This is a genomic window from Streptomyces monashensis (assembly GCF_001866665.1).
In the GTDB taxonomy this organism is placed as follows: Bacteria; Actinomycetota; Actinomycetes; order Streptomycetales; family Streptomycetaceae; genus Streptomyces; species Streptomyces monashensis.
This window is the reverse complement of record NZ_MLYO01000051.1, coordinates 134,396-152,858: the sequence shown is the minus strand read 5'-3', so window position 1 is coordinate 152,858 and position 18,463 is coordinate 134,396. Positions and strand designations below refer to the sequence as shown.

Sequence of the window (18,463 nt, the reverse complement as noted above, 5' to 3'; positions counted from 1 at the left end):
GCGATAGTTCGCGGGGACGATCGTGTCCCTGCCCTGCGCCCGGGTTGCACGGAACACCTCCGTGGCCGGGCGACGGTCGCTGGTCTTCGCGGGCGGGGCGGGGCCACCAAGGCTCCCGGGACGCCGCGGGCAACCCCGGACATGGCCGTGCCGAGAGCAGCGTCACACCCGGCGGGTGTGACGACAATGGCCGATTTCCCCCCGCTCATCTCACCTCGCGGCATAGCGTCTGAGTGGTCCGGACACCCCGGGCTGTGGCGGCGAGCCGGAGGGAAAGAGACCGTACTTCCTTCTACGTCACGCAACGGCGCGCGACAGGAGTCAGAGGACAATGCAGACCAAGCTGGACGAAGCCAAGGCCGAGCTGCTCGAACGGGCCGCCCGGGTAGCTGAGAACAGCCCGGTCGGGGGGCACCTACCGACCGGGACCGCGGGCGAGGGCTCCCCGGACACCCCGGACAGCGAGTCCGTGCTCGCGTTCCTCCAGCGGTACTACCTGCACACCGCCCCGGAAGACCTCGCCGACCGCGACCCGGTCGACGTCTTCGGCGCCGCGGTCTCCCACTACCGTCTCGCCGAGACCCGCCCCCAGGGCACGGCGAACGTGCGGGTCCACACCCCGACCGTGGAGGAGAACGGGTGGACCTGCAGCCACACCGTGGTCGAGGTCGTCACCGACGACATGCCCTTCCTGGTCGACTCGGTCACCAATGAGCTGACCCGGCAGGGACGCGGCATCCACGTCGTCGTCCATCCGCAGTTCGTCGTCCGGCGTGATCTGACCGGCAAGCTGCTCGAGGTCCTGCCGACCTCGCCCGGCGGCGACCTCCCGCACGACGCGCACTTCGAGTCCTGGATCCACGTCGAGATCGACCGGGAGACGGACCGCGCCGACCTGAAGCAGATCTCCGCCGATCTGCTACGCGTGCTGTCCGACGTCCGCGAGGCCGTCGAGGACTGGGAGAAGATGCGCGCCACGGCGGTCCGGATCGCCGACGAGCTGCCCGCCGACCCCGCACCCGGCGACCTGGCCAAGGCCGAGGTCGAGGAGGCGCGCGAGCTGCTGCGCTGGCTGTCCGACGAGCACTTCACCTTCCTCGGCTACCGCGAGTACGAGCTGCGCGACGACGACACGCTCGCCGCCGTGCCCGGCACCGGTCTCGGCGTCCTGCGCTCCGACCCGCAGCACGCCGAGGACGATCAGCACCCGGTCAGCCCGTCCTTCGAGCGGCTGTCGGCCGACGCCCGCGCCAAGGCCCGCGAGCACAAGCTCCTCGTCCTGACCAAGGCGAACAGCCGGGCCACCGTGCACCGGCCGTCGTACCTGGACTACGTCGGGGTCAAGAAGTTCGACGCGGACGGGAACGTCGTCGGCGAGCGGCGGTTCCTCGGGCTCTTCTCGTCCGCCGCGTACACCGACTCCGTGCGCCGGGTCCCCGTCGTCCGCCGCAAGGTCGACGAGGTGCTGCACCGCGCCGGGTTCTCGCCGAACAGCCACGACGGCCGTGACCTGCTCCAGATCCTGGAGACCTACCCGCGCGACGAGCTGTTCCAGACGCCCGTCGCCGAGCTCCAGTCCATCGTCACCTCCGTGCTCTACCTCCAGGAGCGCCGCCGGCTGCGGCTGTACCTGCGCCAGGACGAGTACGGGCGCTACTACTCGGCCCTCGTCTACCTCCCGCGCGACCGCTACACCACGGGTGTCCGGCTGCGGATCATCGACATCCTGAAGGAGGAGCTCGGCGGCATCAGCGTCGACTTCACCGCCTGGAACACCGAATCGATCCTGTCCCGGCTGCACTTCGTCGTCCGCGTCCCGCCGGGCACCGTGCTGCCCGAGCTGTCGGACGCCGACCGCGACCGCATCGAGGCCCGTCTCGTCGAGGCCGCCCGTTCCTGGGCCGACGCGTTCGCCGAGGCGCTGACCGCCGAGTGTGGCGAGGAGCGCGCGGCCGAGGTGCTGCGCCGCTACGGCACCGCCTTCCCCGAGGGCTACAAGGCCGACCACACGCCGCGTGCCGCGGTCGCCGACCTGGTCCACCTGGAGCAGCTCGGCGCGGACAAGACCTTCAGCCTGAGCCTGTACGAGCCGGTGGGCGCGGGTCCCGAGGAACGCCGGTTCAAGATCTACCAGAAGGGCGGCTCGGTCTCCCTCTCGCAGGTGCTGCCGGTGCTCAGCCGCCTCGGCGTCGAGGTCACCGACGAGCGGCCGTACGAGCTGCGCTGCTCGGACCGTACGACCGCCTGGATCTACGACTTCGGTCTGCGCGTGCCCCAGGCGGCGGGCGGCGGGGACCTCGGCGACGACGCCCGCGACCGCTTCCAGGAGGCCTTCGCCGCCACCTGGACCGGCAAGGCCGAGAACGACGGCTTCAACGCGCTCGTGCTGGGCGCCGGGCTGTCCTGGCGGCAGGCGATGGTCCTGCGCGCCTACGCCAAGTACCTGCGCCAGGCCGGTTCGACCTTCTCGCAGGACTACATGGAGGACACCCTCCGCAACAACGTCCACACCACCCGGCTGCTCGTCTCGCTGTTCGAGGCGCGGATGTCGCCGGACCGGCAGAAGGCCGGCCTGGAGATCACCGACGCGCTGCTGGAGGAGCTGGACGCGGCCCTGGACCAGGTGGCGAGCCTGGACGAGGACCGGATCCTGCGGTCCTTCCTCACCGTCATCAAGGCGACGCTGCGCACGAACTTCTTCCAGGAGAAGGGCGACGGCACGCCGCACGACTACGTCTCCATGAAGTTCGACCCGCAGGCCATCCCGGACCTGCCCGCGCCGCGCCCGGCGTTCGAGATCTGGGTGTACTCGCCGCGCGTCGAGGGCGTGCACCTGCGCTTCGGCAAGGTCGCGCGCGGCGGTCTGCGCTGGTCCGACCGGCGTGAGGACTTCCGCACCGAGATCCTCGGCCTGGTCAAGGCGCAGATGGTGAAGAACACCGTCATCGTGCCGGTCGGCGCCAAGGGCGGCTTCGTCGCCAAGCAGCTGCCGGACCCGGCCAAGGACCGCGACGCGTGGCTGGCCGAGGGCGTCGCCAGCTACAAGACGTTCATCTCGGCGCTGCTCGACATCACCGACAACATGGTCGCCGGCGAGGTCGTGCCCCCGCAGGACGTGGTCCGGCACGACGGCGACGACACCTACCTGGTGGTCGCCGCCGACAAGGGCACCGCGACGTTCTCGGACATCGCCAACGGGGTCGCCGAGAAGTACAACTTCTGGCTGGGCGACGCCTTCGCCTCCGGCGGCAGCGCGGGCTACGACCACAAGGGCATGGGCATCACCGCGCGCGGCGCCTGGGAGTCCGTCAAGCGGCACTTCCGCGAGCTGGGCGTGGACACACAGACCGAGGACTTCACGGTCGTCGGCATCGGTGACATGTCCGGTGACGTGTTCGGCAACGGCATGCTGCTCTCCGAGCACATCCGCCTGGTCGCCGCCTTCGACCACCGGCACATCTTCATCGACCCGACCCCGGACGCGGAGACCTCGTACGCCGAGCGCCGCCGCCTGTTCGAGCTGCCCCGCTCCTCCTGGGCGGACTACAACACCGAGCTGCTGTCGGCGGGCGGCGGGATCTTCCCGCGCAGCGCCAAGTCGATCCCGGTCAACGCCCACGTCCGCGAGGCCCTCGGCATCGAGGACAGGGTCACCAAGATGACCCCGGCCGACCTGATGAAGGCGATCCTGCACGCGCCGGTGGACCTGCTCTGGAACGGCGGCATCGGCACGTACGTGAAGTCGTCGGCCGAGTCCAACGCCGACGTCGGCGACAAGGCCAACGACGCCATCCGCGTCGACGGCGAGGACCTGCGCGTCAAGGTCGTCGGCGAGGGCGGCAACCTGGGGCTGACCCAGCTCGGCCGGATCGAGTTCGCCCGGCACGGCGGCAAGATCAACACCGACGCGATCGACAACAGCGCGGGTGTGGACACCTCCGACCACGAGGTGAACATCAAGATCCTGCTGAACGGCCTGGTCGCGGACGGCGACATGACCGTCAAGCAGCGCAACAAGCTCCTCGCCGAGATGACCGACGAGGTCGGCGCCCTGGTGCTGCGCAACAACTACGCGCAGAACACCGCCCTGGCCAACGCCCTCTCGCAGGCCAACGCCATGCTCCACGCCCAGCAGCGGTTCATCCGCCACCTGGTGCGCGAGGGGCACCTGGACCGGGCGCTGGAGTTCCTGCCGACCGACCGCCAGATTCGCGAGCGCCTCGGCCAGGCGCAGGGCCTGACCAGCCCGGAGACGGCCGTCGTCCTCGCGTACACGAAGATCACGGTCGCCGAGGAGCTGCTGCACACCTCGCTGCCGGACGACCCGTACCTGCGCGGCCTGCTGCACGCCTACTTCCCGACGGCGCTGCGCGAGCGGTTCGCCGAGGCGATCGACAACCACCCGCTGCGCCGCGAGATCACCACGACCGTGCTGGTCAACGACACGGTCAACACGGGCGGCACGACGTATCTGCACCGGCTGCGCGAGGAGACCGGTGCCTCCCTGGAGGAGATCGTCCGGGCGCAGACCGCGGCCCGCGCCATCTTCTCCTCGGCCCCGGTGTGGGACGCGGTCGAGGCCCTGGACAACAAGGTCGACGCGGACGTCCAGACCCGCATCCGGCTGCACTCGCGCCGGCTCGTCGAGCGCGGCACGCGCTGGCTGCTCAACAACCGGCCGCAGCCGCTCCAGCTCGCCGAGACGGTCGAGTTCTTCGCCGAGCGGGTCGAGCGGGTCTGGCAGGAGCTGCCGAAGCTGCTGCGCGGCGCCGACCTGGAGTGGTACCAGCACGTGTACGACGAGCTGTCCGCGGTCGGCGTCCCGGACGAGCTCGCCACGCGCGTGGCCGGTTTCTCCTCGGCCTTCCCGACGCTGGACATCGTCTCGGTGGCCGACCGCACGGGCAAGGAGCCGCTCGACGTCGCCGAGGTCTACTACGACCTCGCCGACCGGCTGAACATCACCCAGCTGATGGACCGCATCAGCGACCTGCCCCGCAACGACCGCTGGCAGTCCATGGCCCGCGCCTCCATCCGCGAGGACCTGTACGCGGCCCACGCGGCGCTCACCGCGGACGTGCTCGCGGCGGGCAACGGCACCTCGACGCCGGCGGCGCGGTTCGAGGCCTGGGAGGGGAAGAACTCCGCGATCCTGGGCCGGGCGCGCACCACCCTGGAGGAGATCCGCAGCTCGGACTCCTTCGACCTCGCCAACCTGTCGGTGGCGATGCGCACGATGCGGACGCTGCTGCGCACGCATTCGTAGGGTCCGCACGCGAGGACCGGTACCGAAGACGCCCCGGGCACCCAGCGGCCCGGGGCGTCTCGCTTCTTGCCGACCCTTAAGAAACCTCGGCTAGGGTCAGCAGGATGCACGCCGCACCGTCTGACACCGAGCCCGTGAGCCGCACGGAGTCGCCGCAGAACCCCACCGCGCGGGCCGGCCGGGCACTGCCCCAGGCCGTCGCCGTGCTCGTCGTGGTGCTGCTGCTCCTCGTGATCGTCCGCCTGCCCTGGGCGGGCGACCTCGGCATGCACGCGGCCACCATCGAGCGTCTGCGCCACAACCTGCTGCATCCGGGCAACCCGCTGGTCGACGCGGACACGCCGAGCCCGTACTACTCGCCGTGGATGCTGGTGCTGGGCCTAGTCGCCAAGCTGACCGGCCTGTCGGTGTTCGTCGTCCTGCGCATCGCCGCGGTCGTCGGTCTCGGCCTGCTGGTCACGGGCGTGTGGCAGTACGTCCGCACCCTCAGCGCCCACCGTGCCGCGCCCGCCCTCGCCCTGCTGAGCCTGGTCCTCCTGTGGGGCCCGGCGCTGTTCAACTGGTCCGGCTTCGTGGGCCTGAACTCGCTGGCGCTGACGGTGTCGTACCCGAGCGTGTTCGCGATCGGCCTCACCTTCCACTTCTGGGCGTGGCTGACGCGCGCGCTGCGTGCGAGCGAGCCGGTGGCATGGGCGCACTGGGCGGCGCTGGGCCTGCTCTGGGCCGTGATCCTGCTCAGCCACCAGTTCACCGGAGTCGTCTCGTCCCTGGGCGCGCTGGCCATGGTGATCGCGGCCCGGCCCTCACGCGAGGTGCTGCTGCGGCTGGCGGCCGCGCTGGCGCTCGGCATGCTGCTGCTGGGCCTGTGGCCGTACTACGACTTCTTCTCCCTGTTCTCGGCGGGCGCGGACCTGGAGGCCATCCACAAGCCGCTCTACGAGCATCTGGCCGGGCACTTCGGCTTCGTCCTGCTGGGCGTGGCGGCCCTCGTCCTGCGCTTTCGGCGTGACCGCTGGGACCCGCTGGTCCTGTTCTTCGCCCTGGGCGCGCTGATGTTCGCCGCGGGCGGGCTGACCGGCCACTACTCCTGGGGCCGCGCGCTGCCCGCCGCGCTGATCCCGGCCCAGCTCGCGGCCGCGCTGGAGGCCGTGACGGCGGGGCGGCGGGCGGTCCGGACCGGCTGGGCGTGCGTGCTCGGCGCCGTACTGGCCGTGGGGGCGTGGACGCAGGTCGGCACGCTCGGCTATGTGATCCCGAAGAGCGCGCTGCCGGCGCCGGTCGCGGACAAGTACCACACACCGTGGGTGGGATACCACTGGATCACGCCGTGGGCGAAGTACGGCGACGTGGTGATGGCACAGACGTTCCCGGCGCGGCAGATCCCCGCGTACGGGCCGTACACCGTGACGCCCGGATATCCCGACTTCTTCCTGCCGGACGAGAAGCAGCGGGACGCGGCGGTGTCGCACTACTTCGCCGCGGACACGTCCGCCGCCGAACGGCAGGCGATCCTGCGGAAGTACAGGGTGCGGTGGGTCGTCGGGTCGAAGAGCCTGGCGGGCCCGGGGCTGAAGAGGGTGACGACGGGTCCGGGGGACCAGGTCCTGTACCGGGTGGTGTGACGCCGGAAGGGGCGCGGGGAAGTTCCCCGCGCCCCTTCCGACACAACGGCCCGGAACAGCTACCGGAGCACGCTGGACAGCAGCTTCGCCGCCTTACGGATCTTGGGTCGCGCCACCTTCTTGATGACCGGGCGGATCACCTTGGCCGTCACGCCCACCGGACGCCAGCGGATCTGGAGGCGGCCGGGGTTGCGGCCCTCCGGCTCGATCGTGACGTCGTGCGGGGTCGCGCCGGAGCGGTACTCGATGCGCGCCGTGACCGCCGGGAAGTCCAGCGGGGCCAGCAGGACGCCCGAGTGGGCCAGACCCTGCTGCTGGAGCCGGATCTGGGGGTGCCGCAGGCCCTCGAAGCCCTGGAGCGGGACGGGAGCCGCCGACAGGTCCAGACGCACCGTGCCCTCGAAGAGGCCCGGGCTGATCGGGTCGAGGCGGAAGGGGACCGTCATCCGGCGGTTGCCGGGGGACAGCAGGAGGCTCGCGCGCTGCGGGCCGACCGGCAGGCGCAGGCCCGGGTCGTACGTGCGGATCGAGAGCGTCAGGGCGGCCCCGCGTTCCCGCTGGAGCTGCGTGATCTCGTGGCGGAACTGCGCGCTCGGGAACGGACGCGTGTCCAACTCCAGGTCGGACAGGTCCAGTTCGCGGCGGGCGCGGTCGGTGGAGGGGACCTCGCCGCCCCAGTACGGGACGCCCGACGCGTCGGCCGTGACCTGGCGCGGAGCCACCTTGTCGCCGAGACCGCGCGCCGCGAGCTGGGCGTCGGCCAGACGGCCGTCCCGCAGCAGCCCCAGCACCACCCGCTCCGGACGCGGCAGCCGGGCGTAGGCGCCGTCGGCCAGCGTGTCCAGGTACGGGTTCATGATCTCGGCGAAGGAGCGCATCCACTCCTCGTCGCGGTAGGGCAGGTCGCCCGCGTACATCCGGAAGTCGTGCTTGAGGAACTTGAAGTCCTTGTCCTCGCGCAGCCCGGCATGCCCGCTCTCGACCAGGAAGTCGTCGATCATGCGCTGGACGTTGACCCGGTCCGCGACGTTCTGGACCTTGTGCCGCTGGTTGGAGATGGACGCCGAGGCGGCCGCCGCGAACGGGTCGATGTACCAGACGTACACCGGGTCCGGGATGATCGTGAACGCCGTCGCCAGGCAGTAGGCCTGGGCCGAGAACAGCTGGTCCTCGTAGTGGATGCCCTCGGGGAAGCGCAGTTCGTGCCGGTCGAGGAAGGACCGCGCGTACATCTTGCTCGTCGACAGGTGCTCGAACAGCAGGCGCGGGTCCTTCTCGATGCCCTCGACCGTGCGCCTCTCGGTCACCAGGTGGGGCATCCACGTCGAGCGCCTGCCGTTGTCCACGCGCACGCGGCGGACCGCGCCCATGGTGAAGTCGACCTCGCGCTCGCGGTGCGCGGCGAGCAGCAACTCGACCGCGCGGGGCGGGAGTTCGTCGTCGCTGTCGAGGAACATCAGATACGGCGCCCGGGCGATCTCGATGGCCCGGTTGCGCGGGGCGCTGCACCCGCCGCTGTTCTCCGGCAGCCGGAGGTAGCGCACGCGCTCGTCCTGCGCCTCCAGCCGGCGTGCCACGGTGGGCGTGTCGTCGGTGGAGTGGTCGTCGCTGATGATGATCTCGATGTTCGCGTGCGTCTGTGCGCGCAGCGACTCCACGGCCCGGGGCAGGCGCTCCGCGTCGTTGAAGACGATGACCGTGACCGTGACGTCAGGGGTCGTGGTCGTGGTCGTCATGCCGAGGCCTCCTCGGGGGTCGGGGCGGGGGTGCGGTCCTCGATCGGGAGCACCGGGGGCAGGGACTCCTCCGGCTCGCCGAGGAACACCCGGCGTACGACCCGTTCGGCGGCGCGGCCGTCGTCGTACTCGCAGAAGCGGCGGCGGAACGCGGCCCGTGCCTTCGCCGCGCTCTCGCCCTGCCAGGCGCCGGAGACGAAGATCTCCGTCAGCTCCTCCTGGGTGCGCGCGACCTGGCCGGGGTGCTCTTCCATCAGGTCGAAGTAGACGCCGCGGGTGGTCCGGTAGGTCTCCCAGTCGTCGGCGTAGACGACGATCGGGCGGTCCAGGTTGGCGTAGTCGAACATGATCGACGAGTAGTCCGTGACCAGCGCGTCGGCGGCCAGGCACAGCTCCTCGACGGGGTCGTAGGAGGAGACGTCGATGATCCGGCCGGAGCGGCGCAGGCCGGTGAGCGGGGAGGCGGCGCCGCCGTAGAAGTAGTGGGCGCGCACCAGCAGGACCGTGTCCTCGCCGAGCCGGTCGGCGAGTTCCGCGAGGTCCAGGCGCGGGGTGAAGCCTGCCTCGTAGTCGCGGTGGGTCGGGGCGTACAGCACGGCCTTCTTGCCGGGGGCGATACCGAGGCGGCGGCGGGCGGCGCGGACGTCGTCGGCGGTGGCCGTGTAGAAGACGTCGTTGCGCGGGTAGCCGTAGTCCAGCGAGGTGAAGCGGGCCGGGTAGGCGCGCTCCCACATGCGGGTGGAGTGGCTGTTGGCGCTGACGCTGTAGTCCCACTTGTCGATACGGCCCAGCAGGGCGTCGAAGTCCAGGCCCTTGGCGGCGGCCGGGTGCTCCATCTGGTCCAGGCCCATGCGCTTGAGCGGGGTGCCGTGGTGGGTCTGGAGGTGGATCGCGTCCGGGCGCTTGACCACCGCGTTGGGGAAGTTGACGTTGTTCACCAGGTACTTGGCGGTCGCCAGGGTCTCCCAGTAGCGGCGGGTGCCGGGGATGACGTAGTCGGTGCCGGGCGGCAGCAGGGCCTCGTTGCTCTTCGACACCACCCACACCGGGTGGATGTGCGGGGCCAGTTCGGCCGTCTTGGCGGCGATCGCGGCCGGGTTGCAGGCCACACCGCGCTCCCAGTAGGCGGCGAACACGGCCAGGTGAGGGTTGACCGGGCGGCTCAGCGCACGCTGGTACTGCTGGTCGCGCAGCTTGGCGCCCAGCTCCTTCTTCCGGCTCTTGACGGCCTTCTTGGCGGCGCGGCGGGTGCGGTTGGCGGCCTGGAACGCGCGGTACTTGGTGTACGCGCCCTCCTCCAGCAGCGCGTGCCGCACGCCCTCCACGCCCGCCGGGCGCTCGTGGTTCTCGGGGCGCCAGCGGACGGCGACGAGGGAGGCGCGGCGGAAGAACTCGCGCGCGACCGCGTCGGGGAGGTTCTCACCGGCGAAGGTGCGCACCAGGTCGCGCATCATCAGGTCGTACAGCACCGCGCGGGTGGCGCGGCGGTCCCTGGCGAGCGGGAGCAGCGACTCGTAGCGGTCGATGAGCGCGAAGCGGTCCTCGGGGTCGAGGGGCGGCAGGCTCTCGGGGCGCAGCTCGCGGTTCTCGTACGCCGCCTGGTTCAGGCAGGCGACACGGCCGGCGTGCAGCAGGGTCGCGTGGGCGGCCTGCGGCTCGTCGTCGGCGGTGAGCTGCTCCTCGTGCGCCCGCCAGAAGTCGGCGCGCAGCGCGCGGTTGCCGAGGATCGGGGTGAGGCGCAGCAGGTCCGCGGCCTCGTTCAGGGGGAGGCCCTCGCGGCCGACGGCGGCGAGCAGGCGGCCGTCGCGGGAGGCCCGGGCGGCGGTCTGCCAGGTGGTGACGACGTGGTCGAAGAGGAGTACGTCCACCGGGGCGCCGGGCTCGGCGTCGAGTTCGGCGGTGCGCTCGGCGAGCTGGCGCGGCGCGCCGGCCGGCAGGCCGTCCTTGGCGTGCACGAAGTGCAGCCAGCGGCCGGAGGCGCGGGCGGCGCCGGCCGCGCGGGCGGCGGCGTCCCCGGTGCCTTCCGGAAGGGGGACGACGATCGTCTCGGGGGCGTGGCCCTCGGCGGTCTCCCGGGCCCAGTCGCCGACCGCGGCGACGATGATCTCGGCGTCGAGGAGGGGGTGGGCTTCCACGGAGTCCAGCAGCTCTGTCAGGTGCCCCTGTGCGTTCGGTCCGTAGACGATGACGCTGAGTTGGGGCATCGCGGTGGACTCCTTAGATCGTCGGTTCAGGCCACTCTTCATAACATACTGTCACTAAGCGTATGAAAAGGATAACCGGGGTGGAGTAAGAGGGCGGCCGGTCGAGGGGCCCAGAGTGGAAGACGAACTTCCGCGGCCTGGGGTTTCTTTCGACGTAACTTTCCAGCCGCCTTCTTACTGTCGTTCTTGTGATGTGCTTACTCAAGCCCTTGCGAGCCGCTTACTCGGGGTCAGGCCGCCTTCTTCTTGGCGCCCTTCTCGCCGCTGAAGGCCTCGTACTCCTTCATGACGTCCTCGGTCGGACCGTCCATGCGCAGCTCGCCGCGTTCCAGCCAGATGGTCCGCTCGCAGGTGTCGCGGATCGACTTGTTGTTGTGGCTGACCAGGAACACCGTGCCCGCCTTCTCGCGCAGCTCGCGGATCCGGTCCTCGGAGCGCATCTGGAACCTGCGGTCACCGGTGGCGAGGGCCTCGTCGATCAGCAGGACGTCGTGGTCCTTGGCGGCGGCGATGGAGAAGCGCAGACGCGCGGCCATGCCGGAGGAGTAGGTGCGCATCGGAAGGGTGATGAAGTCACCCTTCTCGTTGATCCCGGAGAAGTCGACGATGTCTTGATATCGATCCCTGACCTCTTCGCGGGACATGCCCATGGCGAGGCCGCCGAGCCAGACGTTGCGCTCGCCGGTGAGGTCGTTCATCAGGGCGGCGTTGACGCCGAGCAGCGAGGGCTGGCCGTTGGTGTAGATGTGGCCGTTCTCCACCGGGAGCACGCCGGCGATCGCCTTGAGCAGGGTCGACTTGCCGGAGCCGTTGGTGCCGATCAGGCCGACCGCCTCGCCCTTGTAGGCGACGAACGAGACCTTCTTCACGGCGTGCACCGTGCGCACGCCCGCCGCCTTCTCGGCCTGCTTGCGGCGCATGATGCGGTTGAGGGCGGCGGTGGCGGAGCCGCGGCCGGAGCCGGTGCCGTGGACGCGGTAGACGATGTCGACGTTGTCGACGACGATCGTGGGGACCGTCTTGGCCTTCGCGAGGCGCTCGTAGCGCTCGCGCATCTCGCGTGCCTCGGGGGTCTCGGCCTCGTTGTCCGGGAGTTCGGGGTTCTGGGGAGTCTGCTCAGCCACGGCCGTACTTCTCCTCTGCCTTCCAGAAGTAGATGAAGCCGCCGACGCCGGCGACCAGGGCCCAGCCGACGGCGAGCGGCCACACGTGCGGGGGCAACTGCTTGGCGTGGAAGCTGGCGATCAGCGCGTAGCGCATGAGGTCGATGTAGACCGCGGCCGGGTTGCTCTCCAGCAGGATCGTGACGATGTGCGGCAGGTGGTCGCTCTTGGTGAGCTTGCTGATGCTCCACATCACGCCGGACATGTACATCCAGGTGCGCAGGATGAACGGCATCAGCTGGGCGATGTCCGGGGTCTTGGCCCCCATCCGCGCCATGATCAGCGACATGCCCGCGTTGAATGCGAACTGCAGGATCAGGGTCGGGATCACCAGCAGCCAGGAGAAGGAGATCGGCACGCTCAGGCTGAGCAGGATGACGACCAGGGCGGCCATCGAGAACAGCAGCTGCTGGAGCTGCTGGATGCAGAAGGAGATCGGCAGGGCGGCGCGCGGGAAGTGCAGGGCGCGCACCAGGCCGAGGTTGCCGGAGATCGCCCGGGTGCCGACCTGGATCGAGCTCTGCGTGAACGTCCACACGAACACGCCCGTGACCAGGAACGGGATGTAGTCCGGGACGCCGTGCTTGGTGCCGAGCAGCACACCGAAGATGAAGTAGTAGACCGCCGCGTTCAGCAGCGGCGTCATGACCTGCCAGACCTGGCCGAGCTTCGCCTCGCTGTACTGCGCGGTGAGCTTGGCGGTGGCGAAGGCGGTGATGAAGTGGCGCCGGTCCCACAGCTGGCGGACGTACTCGGGCAGGGTCGGGCGGGCACCGCTGACCGTCAGGCCGTGCCGGGCGGCGAGTGCCGCGAGATCGTCTTCCGGGACCTGGGTGGGGGGCGGTGTGTCGAGGACCTGGCTCACATCCGCTGCTTTCGCTCGGGGGAGGGGGGTGCGCGTCCGACTGGCCGCCGGGGCGCGTCGGGGTCGGTCGTCCGACGTTTCCTTACGCTTCTCTTCACGTTCTCTTACGCCAGGACGAGACCGTATCGTCGCAACGCGAGAGTAGAGCCAATCCACGTCGGAACGCAACCGTATCGTCGTCGCGCAACTATGCTGTGAGTCATGACGACGAACGCCGACGAGCTCCCGAAGCGTGCACGCCGCAGGACTCCCGCCGGGGCCGCCGTGCTCCGGGAGGATGTGACCGAGGCCATCCGGGCCGCGGTCTTCGAGGAGCTCGCGGCGGTGGGCTACGCCCGCATGTCCATCGAGGGCATCGCGCGCCGGGCGGGCGTCGGCAAGACCGCCGTGTACCGCCGGTGGCGTTCCAAGCTGCACCTGGTGCTCGACGTGGTCTCGGCGATGGCGGTCCTGGGCCTCCCGGCCCCGGACACGGGCGCCCTGGAGGGGGACCTCCGCCTCCTGTACGAGGTCACGTCCCGCGCCCTGCGCCACCCGGTGGCCTCGCAGATCATCCCCGACCTCCAGGCCGAGGCGGCCCGCAACCCCGACATCGCCGAGGCCTTCCAGAAGGCCCTGCGGGACGGCCAGGAGGGCGTGGCCAGCAAGATCCTCGCGGCGGCGGAGGCGAGAGGCGAGGTCCGGGCCGGCATCGACCCCGACCTCGCCCTGGACCTGATCTCGGGCCCCCTGTACTGGCGCGCGGTGGTGATCAGGTCCCCGAAGCCGCCGAAGGGCTACCTGGAGAACCTGGCCCGGGCCACGGCGGGGGCGCTGAAGGCCCTGTAGGCGCGCGGCGCGGGGGTCGCGTGGGCTACGGAGCGAGAAGCCTGCCTGCCAGCTGCGTCAGGTCCCCGGCCCGCAGCACGCGCTCGCCGAAGCCCGGCAGCGGTACGTGCAGGGGCTCGGTCCAGCGGGCCGGGATCGCGCCCAGGCCGTACACCGCCCCCGCCAGCGCCCCGGTGACCGCCGCCACCGTGTCCGTGTCGCCGCCGAGGTCGATCGCCGCGCGGACCGCTTCCTCGTACGAGCCCGTGGTCCGCAGGGCCCAGACCGCCGAGCCCAGGCACGGCCAGACGGCGCCGTTGAATTCCGTGGCCCGGTCCGGGTGCCAGTCGGGGGCGAGAACCACGGCGTAGCGCTCACGGTGGGCGGGGTGGAGGGCGCTCAGGGTGTCCGTTACGGCCGCGAGCGGATCCGCTCCGGTCAGGGCCACCCGCACCAGCTCGTGCAGGGCGGCCGCGCCCTCCCAGGCCGCCGGATCCCCGTGCGTGAGGGCGGAGAGGCGGCGGGCGGCGGTCATCGTCGCCTCGCTGCCGTGCCGGGCGAAGTGGACCGCGGAGGGGGCCGCCCGCATCGGCGCGCCGTTGCCGGCGGCCCGTTGGCTGGCCTGGAAGTGGCGCGCGGCGGCCGTGTCCCACGGGTCGCCGCCGGTCAGGACGGCCTCCGTCTGGAGACCGATGTCCTTCGGGTCGGCGGCCGCCCAGCGCCGGAAGCGGGTGAAGACGTCCGGCAGGTCCAGACGGCCGCGGTCCAGCAGGGACTCGGCGGTCAGCACCGCCAGCTGTGTGTCGTCCGTGGCCTCGCCCGGGTCCCAGCCGCCGCCCCCGCACATCTCGCCGCCCCCTCCCGGGTGGGGGAAGCGGGCGGAGAACGCGCCCTCGGGGCCGAACTCGAAGGGCGCTCCGGGGGCGTCACCCACGGCGGAGCCGAGTACGGCGCCGAGCGCACGCTCGGCGAGACGTGCGAGGCGGGAACCGGCGGTCATGCCGGGAGGCTAGTCGCGGGCCGCCTCGGGGTGGTGGTGGACCCAGCCCTCCCAGGCCGAGGTGATCATGTCCTGGACGTCGTACTTGGCCTGCCAGCCCAGCTCGGTGGCGATGCGCTCCGCCGAGGCGACGACACGCGCGGGGTCGCCGGGGCGGCGCGGGGTGACCGTCGGGGGGCGGTCGTAGCCGGTGACCGCGTTGATGCGGTCGATCATCTCGCGCACCGACACCCCCTCGCCGCGGCCGATGTTCAGGGTCAGGTCCCTGCCGGGGGCGGAGCTCAGGGCGCGGGCGACGGCGACGTGCGCCTCGGCCAGGTCGACCACGTGGATGTAGTCGCGCACGCAGGTGCCGTCCGGCGTGGCGTAGTCGTCGCCGAAGATGCGTGGCGGCGCGCCCTCGGTGAGCTTCTCGAAGACCATCGGGATCAGGTTGAAGACGCCGGTGTCGGCGAGTTCGGGGGTGGCCGCGCCCGCCACGTTGAAGTAGCGCAGGGAGGCGGTGGACAGGCCCGTCGCCTTGCCCGTCGCGCGGACCAGCCACTCACCGGCCAGCTTGGTCTCGCCGTACGGCGACATGGGGACGCAGGGGGTCTCCTCCGTCACCAGGTCGACGTCCGGCATGCCGTAGACCGCCGCGGAGGAGGAGAACAGGAAGGACGGCACCTCCGCCGCCGTGACCGCCTCCAGGAGCACCCGCAGGCCTTCCACGTTCTCCCGGTAGTAGTGCAGCGGGCGGTCCACCGACTCGCCCACCTGCTTCTTCGCCGCGAGGTGCACGACCCCGCTGATCTCGTGCTCGGCGAGGGTGCGGGCCACAAGCTCCGCGTCCAGCGTGGAGCCCCGCACCAGCGGGACGTCCGCGGGCAGGCGCTCGGCGATGCCCGTGGACAGGTCGTCGTACACGACCGCGCGCTCGCCCGCCTCGGTCATCGCTCGTACGACGTGTGCCCCGATGTATCCGGCACCGCCGGTGATCAGCCAGGTCATGGAAAGGCCGTCCTCTTGTCCGTTGGCCCGTGGAACCGCTCGGTGGAGCAGCGGGCGTCTTTCAGTGAAGCAGCGGGTGGGGGGAGGTGCGTGGCGGTACGCGCGTGCGTACCGACTGTTCACCGGCGCAGCAGGCGCTTCAGGCGTCGCCGGGCCACCCGGACCGCGCCGCCCACGCCGCTCGCCAGCCGTACGGCCAGCGCGCCGGAGTGCGTCGCGTACGGCTGTACCAGCAGCACGCCGTGCCGCGGGCTCGGGACAGCGCGGCGGCGCAGCCGGCCGGCGCCCGTCATGGCGTGCGCCGTGATCTCGCGTCGCGCGCCGTCCGTGAAGTGCACGGTCAGCCGCAGGTCCCAGGTGCCCGCGCCGAGCACGGCCAGATCGACCGGTGCCTCGGCCGTCCAACTGCCCGCGTCCGCGTCCGTGCCGGTGCCGGAGGGAGTGAGCGGGACCGTCGTGCGCCCCCGCGTGTGCTCGGTGTTCCCGCGCTTCTCGCGTGCCACCCACTCCACGTCCAGCTCGCCCGGTCCGGCCTCGGCCACTCGGCCGTACAGCTCGTGCAGCCGCAGGCGCACCCGCGTGCCACGCGCGCGTACGTCCAGTTCCGCGTCCACCGCGATCGGCAGGATGTCGGTGGGGCGGGTCAGGAGCGGCGTCAGGGAGACCTGGGGGAGGTCCGCGGACCAGACGGGGAGGCCCTCGGCGTCCCGGGCGTACGGCGGCAGCAGACGCGCGGGGCGCGCGGCGAGCTCCCGCAGGCGCGGCAGGTCGCGCGGCTCGGGTGCCTCGAGCACGACACGCGCGAGCACGCGGCCCGGTGCCCCCGGGTTCAGCTCCCAGTCGGCGGCGTCGTAGCGCGCGAGGTACTCCTTGGTGTGCGTCCACCACGCGCGCTGGTAGTCCGTGTCGCGCAAGCCCAGCTCGCGCGCGTACATCCGCACCTCGTGGTCGAGGAACTTGGCCCGCGCCGCCCGCGCCAGCTCCTTCTGCCCGGCGTTCAGCAGCGTCTCGTACGCCAGCGCGCACGCCTCCGTGCGCGCCTGCCAGTTCCCGATGCGCTCCCGGTCCAGCGAGAGCGACAGCTGCTCGGCGGACCGGCGCACGTGCCACACGTACACGCGGTCCGGGACGAGCGCCATGCGGGGGCCGGCGGCCAGCACGCGCGAGGTGAAGACGATGTCCTCGTAGAGGAAGCGGCCGTCGGGGAAGCGGATGCCGTGCTCGCGCAGGAAGTCGGTGCGGTACAGCTTGTTGACGCACAGCGTGTCGTGGACGAGTCGGGGGCGCTCGGTGGGGCGCGCGAGGACCGTGTGCGCCGTATAGAGGGGCTCCTGCCAGGGCGTCTCGTGCCCCGAGGGCAGCTCGCGGCGCACGCACAGCCCGCCCGCGACCTCGGCGTGCGCCCCGGTGGCCGCCGTCAGCAGCGCGTCCACGGCACCGGCGGGCAGCACGTCGTCGCTGTCCAGGAACATCACGTACGGGGCGGTCACCGCGTCGATGCCGTCGTTGCGCGGGCTGCCGCAGCCGCCGCTGTTCACCTCGCGGCGCACCACCCGCAGCCGGGGCTCCCCGGCGGCCAGCCGGTCGAGCAGGTCGGCGCTGCCGTCCGTGGAGCAGTCGTCCACGGCGACGACCTCGGCGACGGCCGGACCCTGCGCGAGCGCCGAGCGCACGGCATCACCCACATGAGCGGCGTCGTTGTAGCCGATGACGATCACACCGACCTGCGCCGGCCGCGCCGGTGCGGCGTGCGTCTCGGAAGTCTCAGGCGTGCTGTGCGGGTCAGGTCGCATGGGGTCCACGGGCCGGGAGCGTAGAAATCTTCGGTAATACCCGGTTAAGAAAGGCTTACGGCTCGACCCCGAAGACGGTCGGAATCCGCCCCGGGTTCCCTCGTTGCGCCCCCTTTTCGTCACCTGTGCCGTCCGCCACAACCGGATGAACGAGAGTACTGCGGCGGCCGCCCTGTCATGGCCGGGTGCCGGCCCGCGCCGGGGCCGGGGTGCGGCGGGGACGGGGTGCGCGGAGGGGGAGTGTCACTCTCGCGGGGGTGGCCCTGCCCTTGACGCCGGTGCCGCCGGGCGCGCTGGTGCCGGCGCCCAGGTCTCGCCGCTGTTCGTGGACCGGCAATGGACGCCGCCCTCCGAAAACCCCGTCGAACGGGTCGAACTCACCGTCATGGCAAGGGAGTTCACCGTGCGTGGGACGCTCGTGCGGGGCGGGACGACCGTGCGGCCGTACGTCCCGTGCCTAGCCGGCCGCGGCCGCCACCGCCGCCGCGTCCAGTGTGTCGGTGAGCTGGTCCAGGCGGTCGCGCAGGTCGGCGATCTCGGCCGGGTCGAAGCCGGTCGCGGCGACGATGCGGCGCGGCACCTCCCGGGCCCGTTCACGCAGCGTCGTGCCCTCCCCGGTGAGCCGGACCCGGACCGAGCGCTCGTCCTCGGCGCTGCGCTCCCGGCGTACCAGACCGGCCGCCTCCAGCCGCTTGACCAGCGGAGACAGCGTGCCGGAGTCGAGCCGCAGATGTTCGCCGAGCTGCTTGACCGGCAGGTCGCCCCGCTCCCACAGCACCAGCATCACCAGGTACTGCGGGTAGGTGAGCCCGAGGTCCTTGAGGACGACGCGGTAGACGCCGTTGAAGGCGCGGGACGCGGCGTGCAGGGAGAAGCAGATCTGGCGGTCCAGGCGGAGCCAGTCGGGCTCGGCGGCCGCGGGGGTGTCGGTGGTGCGGGTCGTGGCGGTCATGGGTCCAGGGTAGCTCTTTGCGGGTGATTCGATTGTGCACAACTTAATTGTGTGCTCTACTTGTG

Annotated in this window: 11 protein-coding genes; 3 read left to right on the top strand and 8 right to left on the bottom strand. The window is 71.5% G+C overall.

Features of this window, described 5'->3' with window-relative positions; all coding sequences use genetic code 11:
• Nucleotides 1-331: 331 nt before the first annotated feature.
• Together BIV23_RS28800 and BIV23_RS28795 are read left to right on the top strand one after the other, a co-directional pair.
• Complete coding sequence (locus BIV23_RS28800) at nt 332-5,266, top strand: NAD-glutamate dehydrogenase (protein WP_071383881.1); 4,935 nt, start codon at nt 332-334, stop codon at nt 5,264-5,266.
• 104 nt (nt 5,267-5,370) lie between these two features.
• Complete coding sequence (locus BIV23_RS28795; RefSeq protein ID WP_425443538.1) at nt 5,371-6,888, top strand: hypothetical protein; 1,518 nt, start codon at nt 5,371-5,373, stop codon at nt 6,886-6,888.
• 59 nt (nt 6,889-6,947) lie between these two features.
• Here BIV23_RS28795 and BIV23_RS28790 read toward each other — a convergent pair whose 3' ends face one another.
• From BIV23_RS28790 to BIV23_RS28775, 4 genes are all read right to left on the bottom strand, one after another.
• The gene (locus BIV23_RS28790; RefSeq protein ID WP_071383880.1) at nt 6,948-8,624 is read right to left on the bottom strand and encodes a glycosyltransferase family 2 protein; all 1,677 of its coding nucleotides are present in this window, start codon (nt 8,622-8,624) and stop codon (nt 6,948-6,950) included.
• On the bottom strand, nt 8,621-10,828 hold the full coding sequence (locus BIV23_RS28785; protein ID WP_071383879.1) for a CDP-glycerol glycerophosphotransferase family protein: 2,208 nt from the start codon (nt 10,826-10,828) through the stop codon (nt 8,621-8,623). Before BIV23_RS28785 ends, BIV23_RS28790 begins: the two co-directional genes overlap by 4 nt.
• Before the next feature lie 230 nt (nt 10,829-11,058).
• A complete protein-coding gene (locus tag BIV23_RS28780) occupies nt 11,059-11,883 on the bottom strand; it encodes an ABC transporter ATP-binding protein (RefSeq protein WP_071383916.1) in 825 nt (274 codons plus the stop codon).
• Between the two features lie 61 nt (nt 11,884-11,944).
• Nucleotides 11,945-12,856: an ABC transporter permease gene (locus tag BIV23_RS28775; protein ID WP_071383878.1), complete on the bottom strand. Its 912-nt coding sequence runs from the start codon at nt 12,854-12,856 to the stop codon at nt 11,945-11,947.
• Nucleotides 12,857-13,057: 201 nt separating this feature from the next.
• On the opposite strand from BIV23_RS28775, the gene BIV23_RS28770 reads away from it, so the two are divergent.
• On the top strand, nt 13,058-13,684 hold the full coding sequence (locus tag BIV23_RS28770) for a TetR/AcrR family transcriptional regulator (RefSeq protein WP_071377735.1): 627 nt from the start codon (nt 13,058-13,060) through the stop codon (nt 13,682-13,684).
• Nucleotides 13,685-13,709: 25 nt separating this feature from the next.
• On the opposite strand, the gene BIV23_RS28765 is transcribed toward BIV23_RS28770, so the two are convergent.
• The 4 genes from BIV23_RS28765 to BIV23_RS28750 all read right to left on the bottom strand — a co-directional run bounded on the left by BIV23_RS28765 (nt 13,710) and on the right by BIV23_RS28750 (nt 18,398).
• Complete coding sequence (locus BIV23_RS28765) at nt 13,710-14,663, bottom strand: ADP-ribosylglycohydrolase family protein (RefSeq protein ID WP_071383877.1); 954 nt, start codon at nt 14,661-14,663, stop codon at nt 13,710-13,712.
• A gap of 9 nt (nt 14,664-14,672) precedes the next feature.
• Complete coding sequence (gene galE, locus BIV23_RS28760; RefSeq protein ID WP_071383876.1) at nt 14,673-15,653, bottom strand: UDP-glucose 4-epimerase GalE; 981 nt, start codon at nt 15,651-15,653, stop codon at nt 14,673-14,675.
• A 119-nt stretch (nt 15,654-15,772) separates the two neighbouring features.
• A complete protein-coding gene (locus BIV23_RS28755) occupies nt 15,773-17,446 on the bottom strand; it encodes a glycosyltransferase family 2 protein (RefSeq protein ID WP_079173434.1) in 1,674 nt (557 codons plus the stop codon).
• Between the two features lie 457 nt (nt 17,447-17,903).
• Nucleotides 17,904-18,398, bottom strand: coding sequence for a MarR family winged helix-turn-helix transcriptional regulator (locus BIV23_RS28750; RefSeq protein ID WP_071383875.1), 495 nt, complete (start codon nt 18,396-18,398; stop codon nt 17,904-17,906).
• Nucleotides 18,399-18,463: the final 65 nt, after the last annotated feature.

What these genes read in the sequence shown, in the direction of transcription:
- BIV23_RS28800 (WP_071383881.1), top strand. Translation starts at nt 332, where the DNA reads ATGCAGACCAAGCTGGACGAAGCCAAGGCCGAGCTGCTCGAACGGGCC.
- BIV23_RS28795 (WP_425443538.1), top strand. Translation starts at nt 5,371, where the DNA reads ATGCACGCCGCACCGTCTGACACCGAGCCCGTGAGCCGCACGGAGTCG.
- BIV23_RS28790 (WP_071383880.1), bottom strand. Translation starts at nt 8,624, where the DNA reads ATGACGACCACGACCACGACCCCTGACGTCACGGTCACGGTCATCGTC.
- BIV23_RS28785 (WP_071383879.1), bottom strand. Translation starts at nt 10,828, where the DNA reads ATGCCCCAACTCAGCGTCATCGTCTACGGACCGAACGCACAGGGGCAC.
- BIV23_RS28780 (WP_071383916.1), bottom strand. Translation starts at nt 11,883, where the DNA reads ATGCGCGAGCGCTACGAGCGCCTCGCGAAGGCCAAGACGGTCCCCACG.
- BIV23_RS28770 (WP_071377735.1), top strand. Translation starts at nt 13,058, where the DNA reads ATGACGACGAACGCCGACGAGCTCCCGAAGCGTGCACGCCGCAGGACT.
- BIV23_RS28765 (WP_071383877.1), bottom strand. Translation starts at nt 14,663, where the DNA reads ATGACCGCCGGTTCCCGCCTCGCACGTCTCGCCGAGCGTGCGCTCGGC.
- galE (WP_071383876.1), bottom strand. Translation starts at nt 15,653, where the DNA reads ATGACCTGGCTGATCACCGGCGGTGCCGGATACATCGGGGCACACGTC.
- BIV23_RS28755 (WP_079173434.1), bottom strand. Translation starts at nt 17,446, where the DNA reads ATGCGACCTGACCCGCACAGCACGCCTGAGACTTCCGAGACGCACGCC.
- BIV23_RS28750 (WP_071383875.1), bottom strand. Translation starts at nt 18,398, where the DNA reads ATGACCGCCACGACCCGCACCACCGACACCCCCGCGGCCGCCGAGCCC.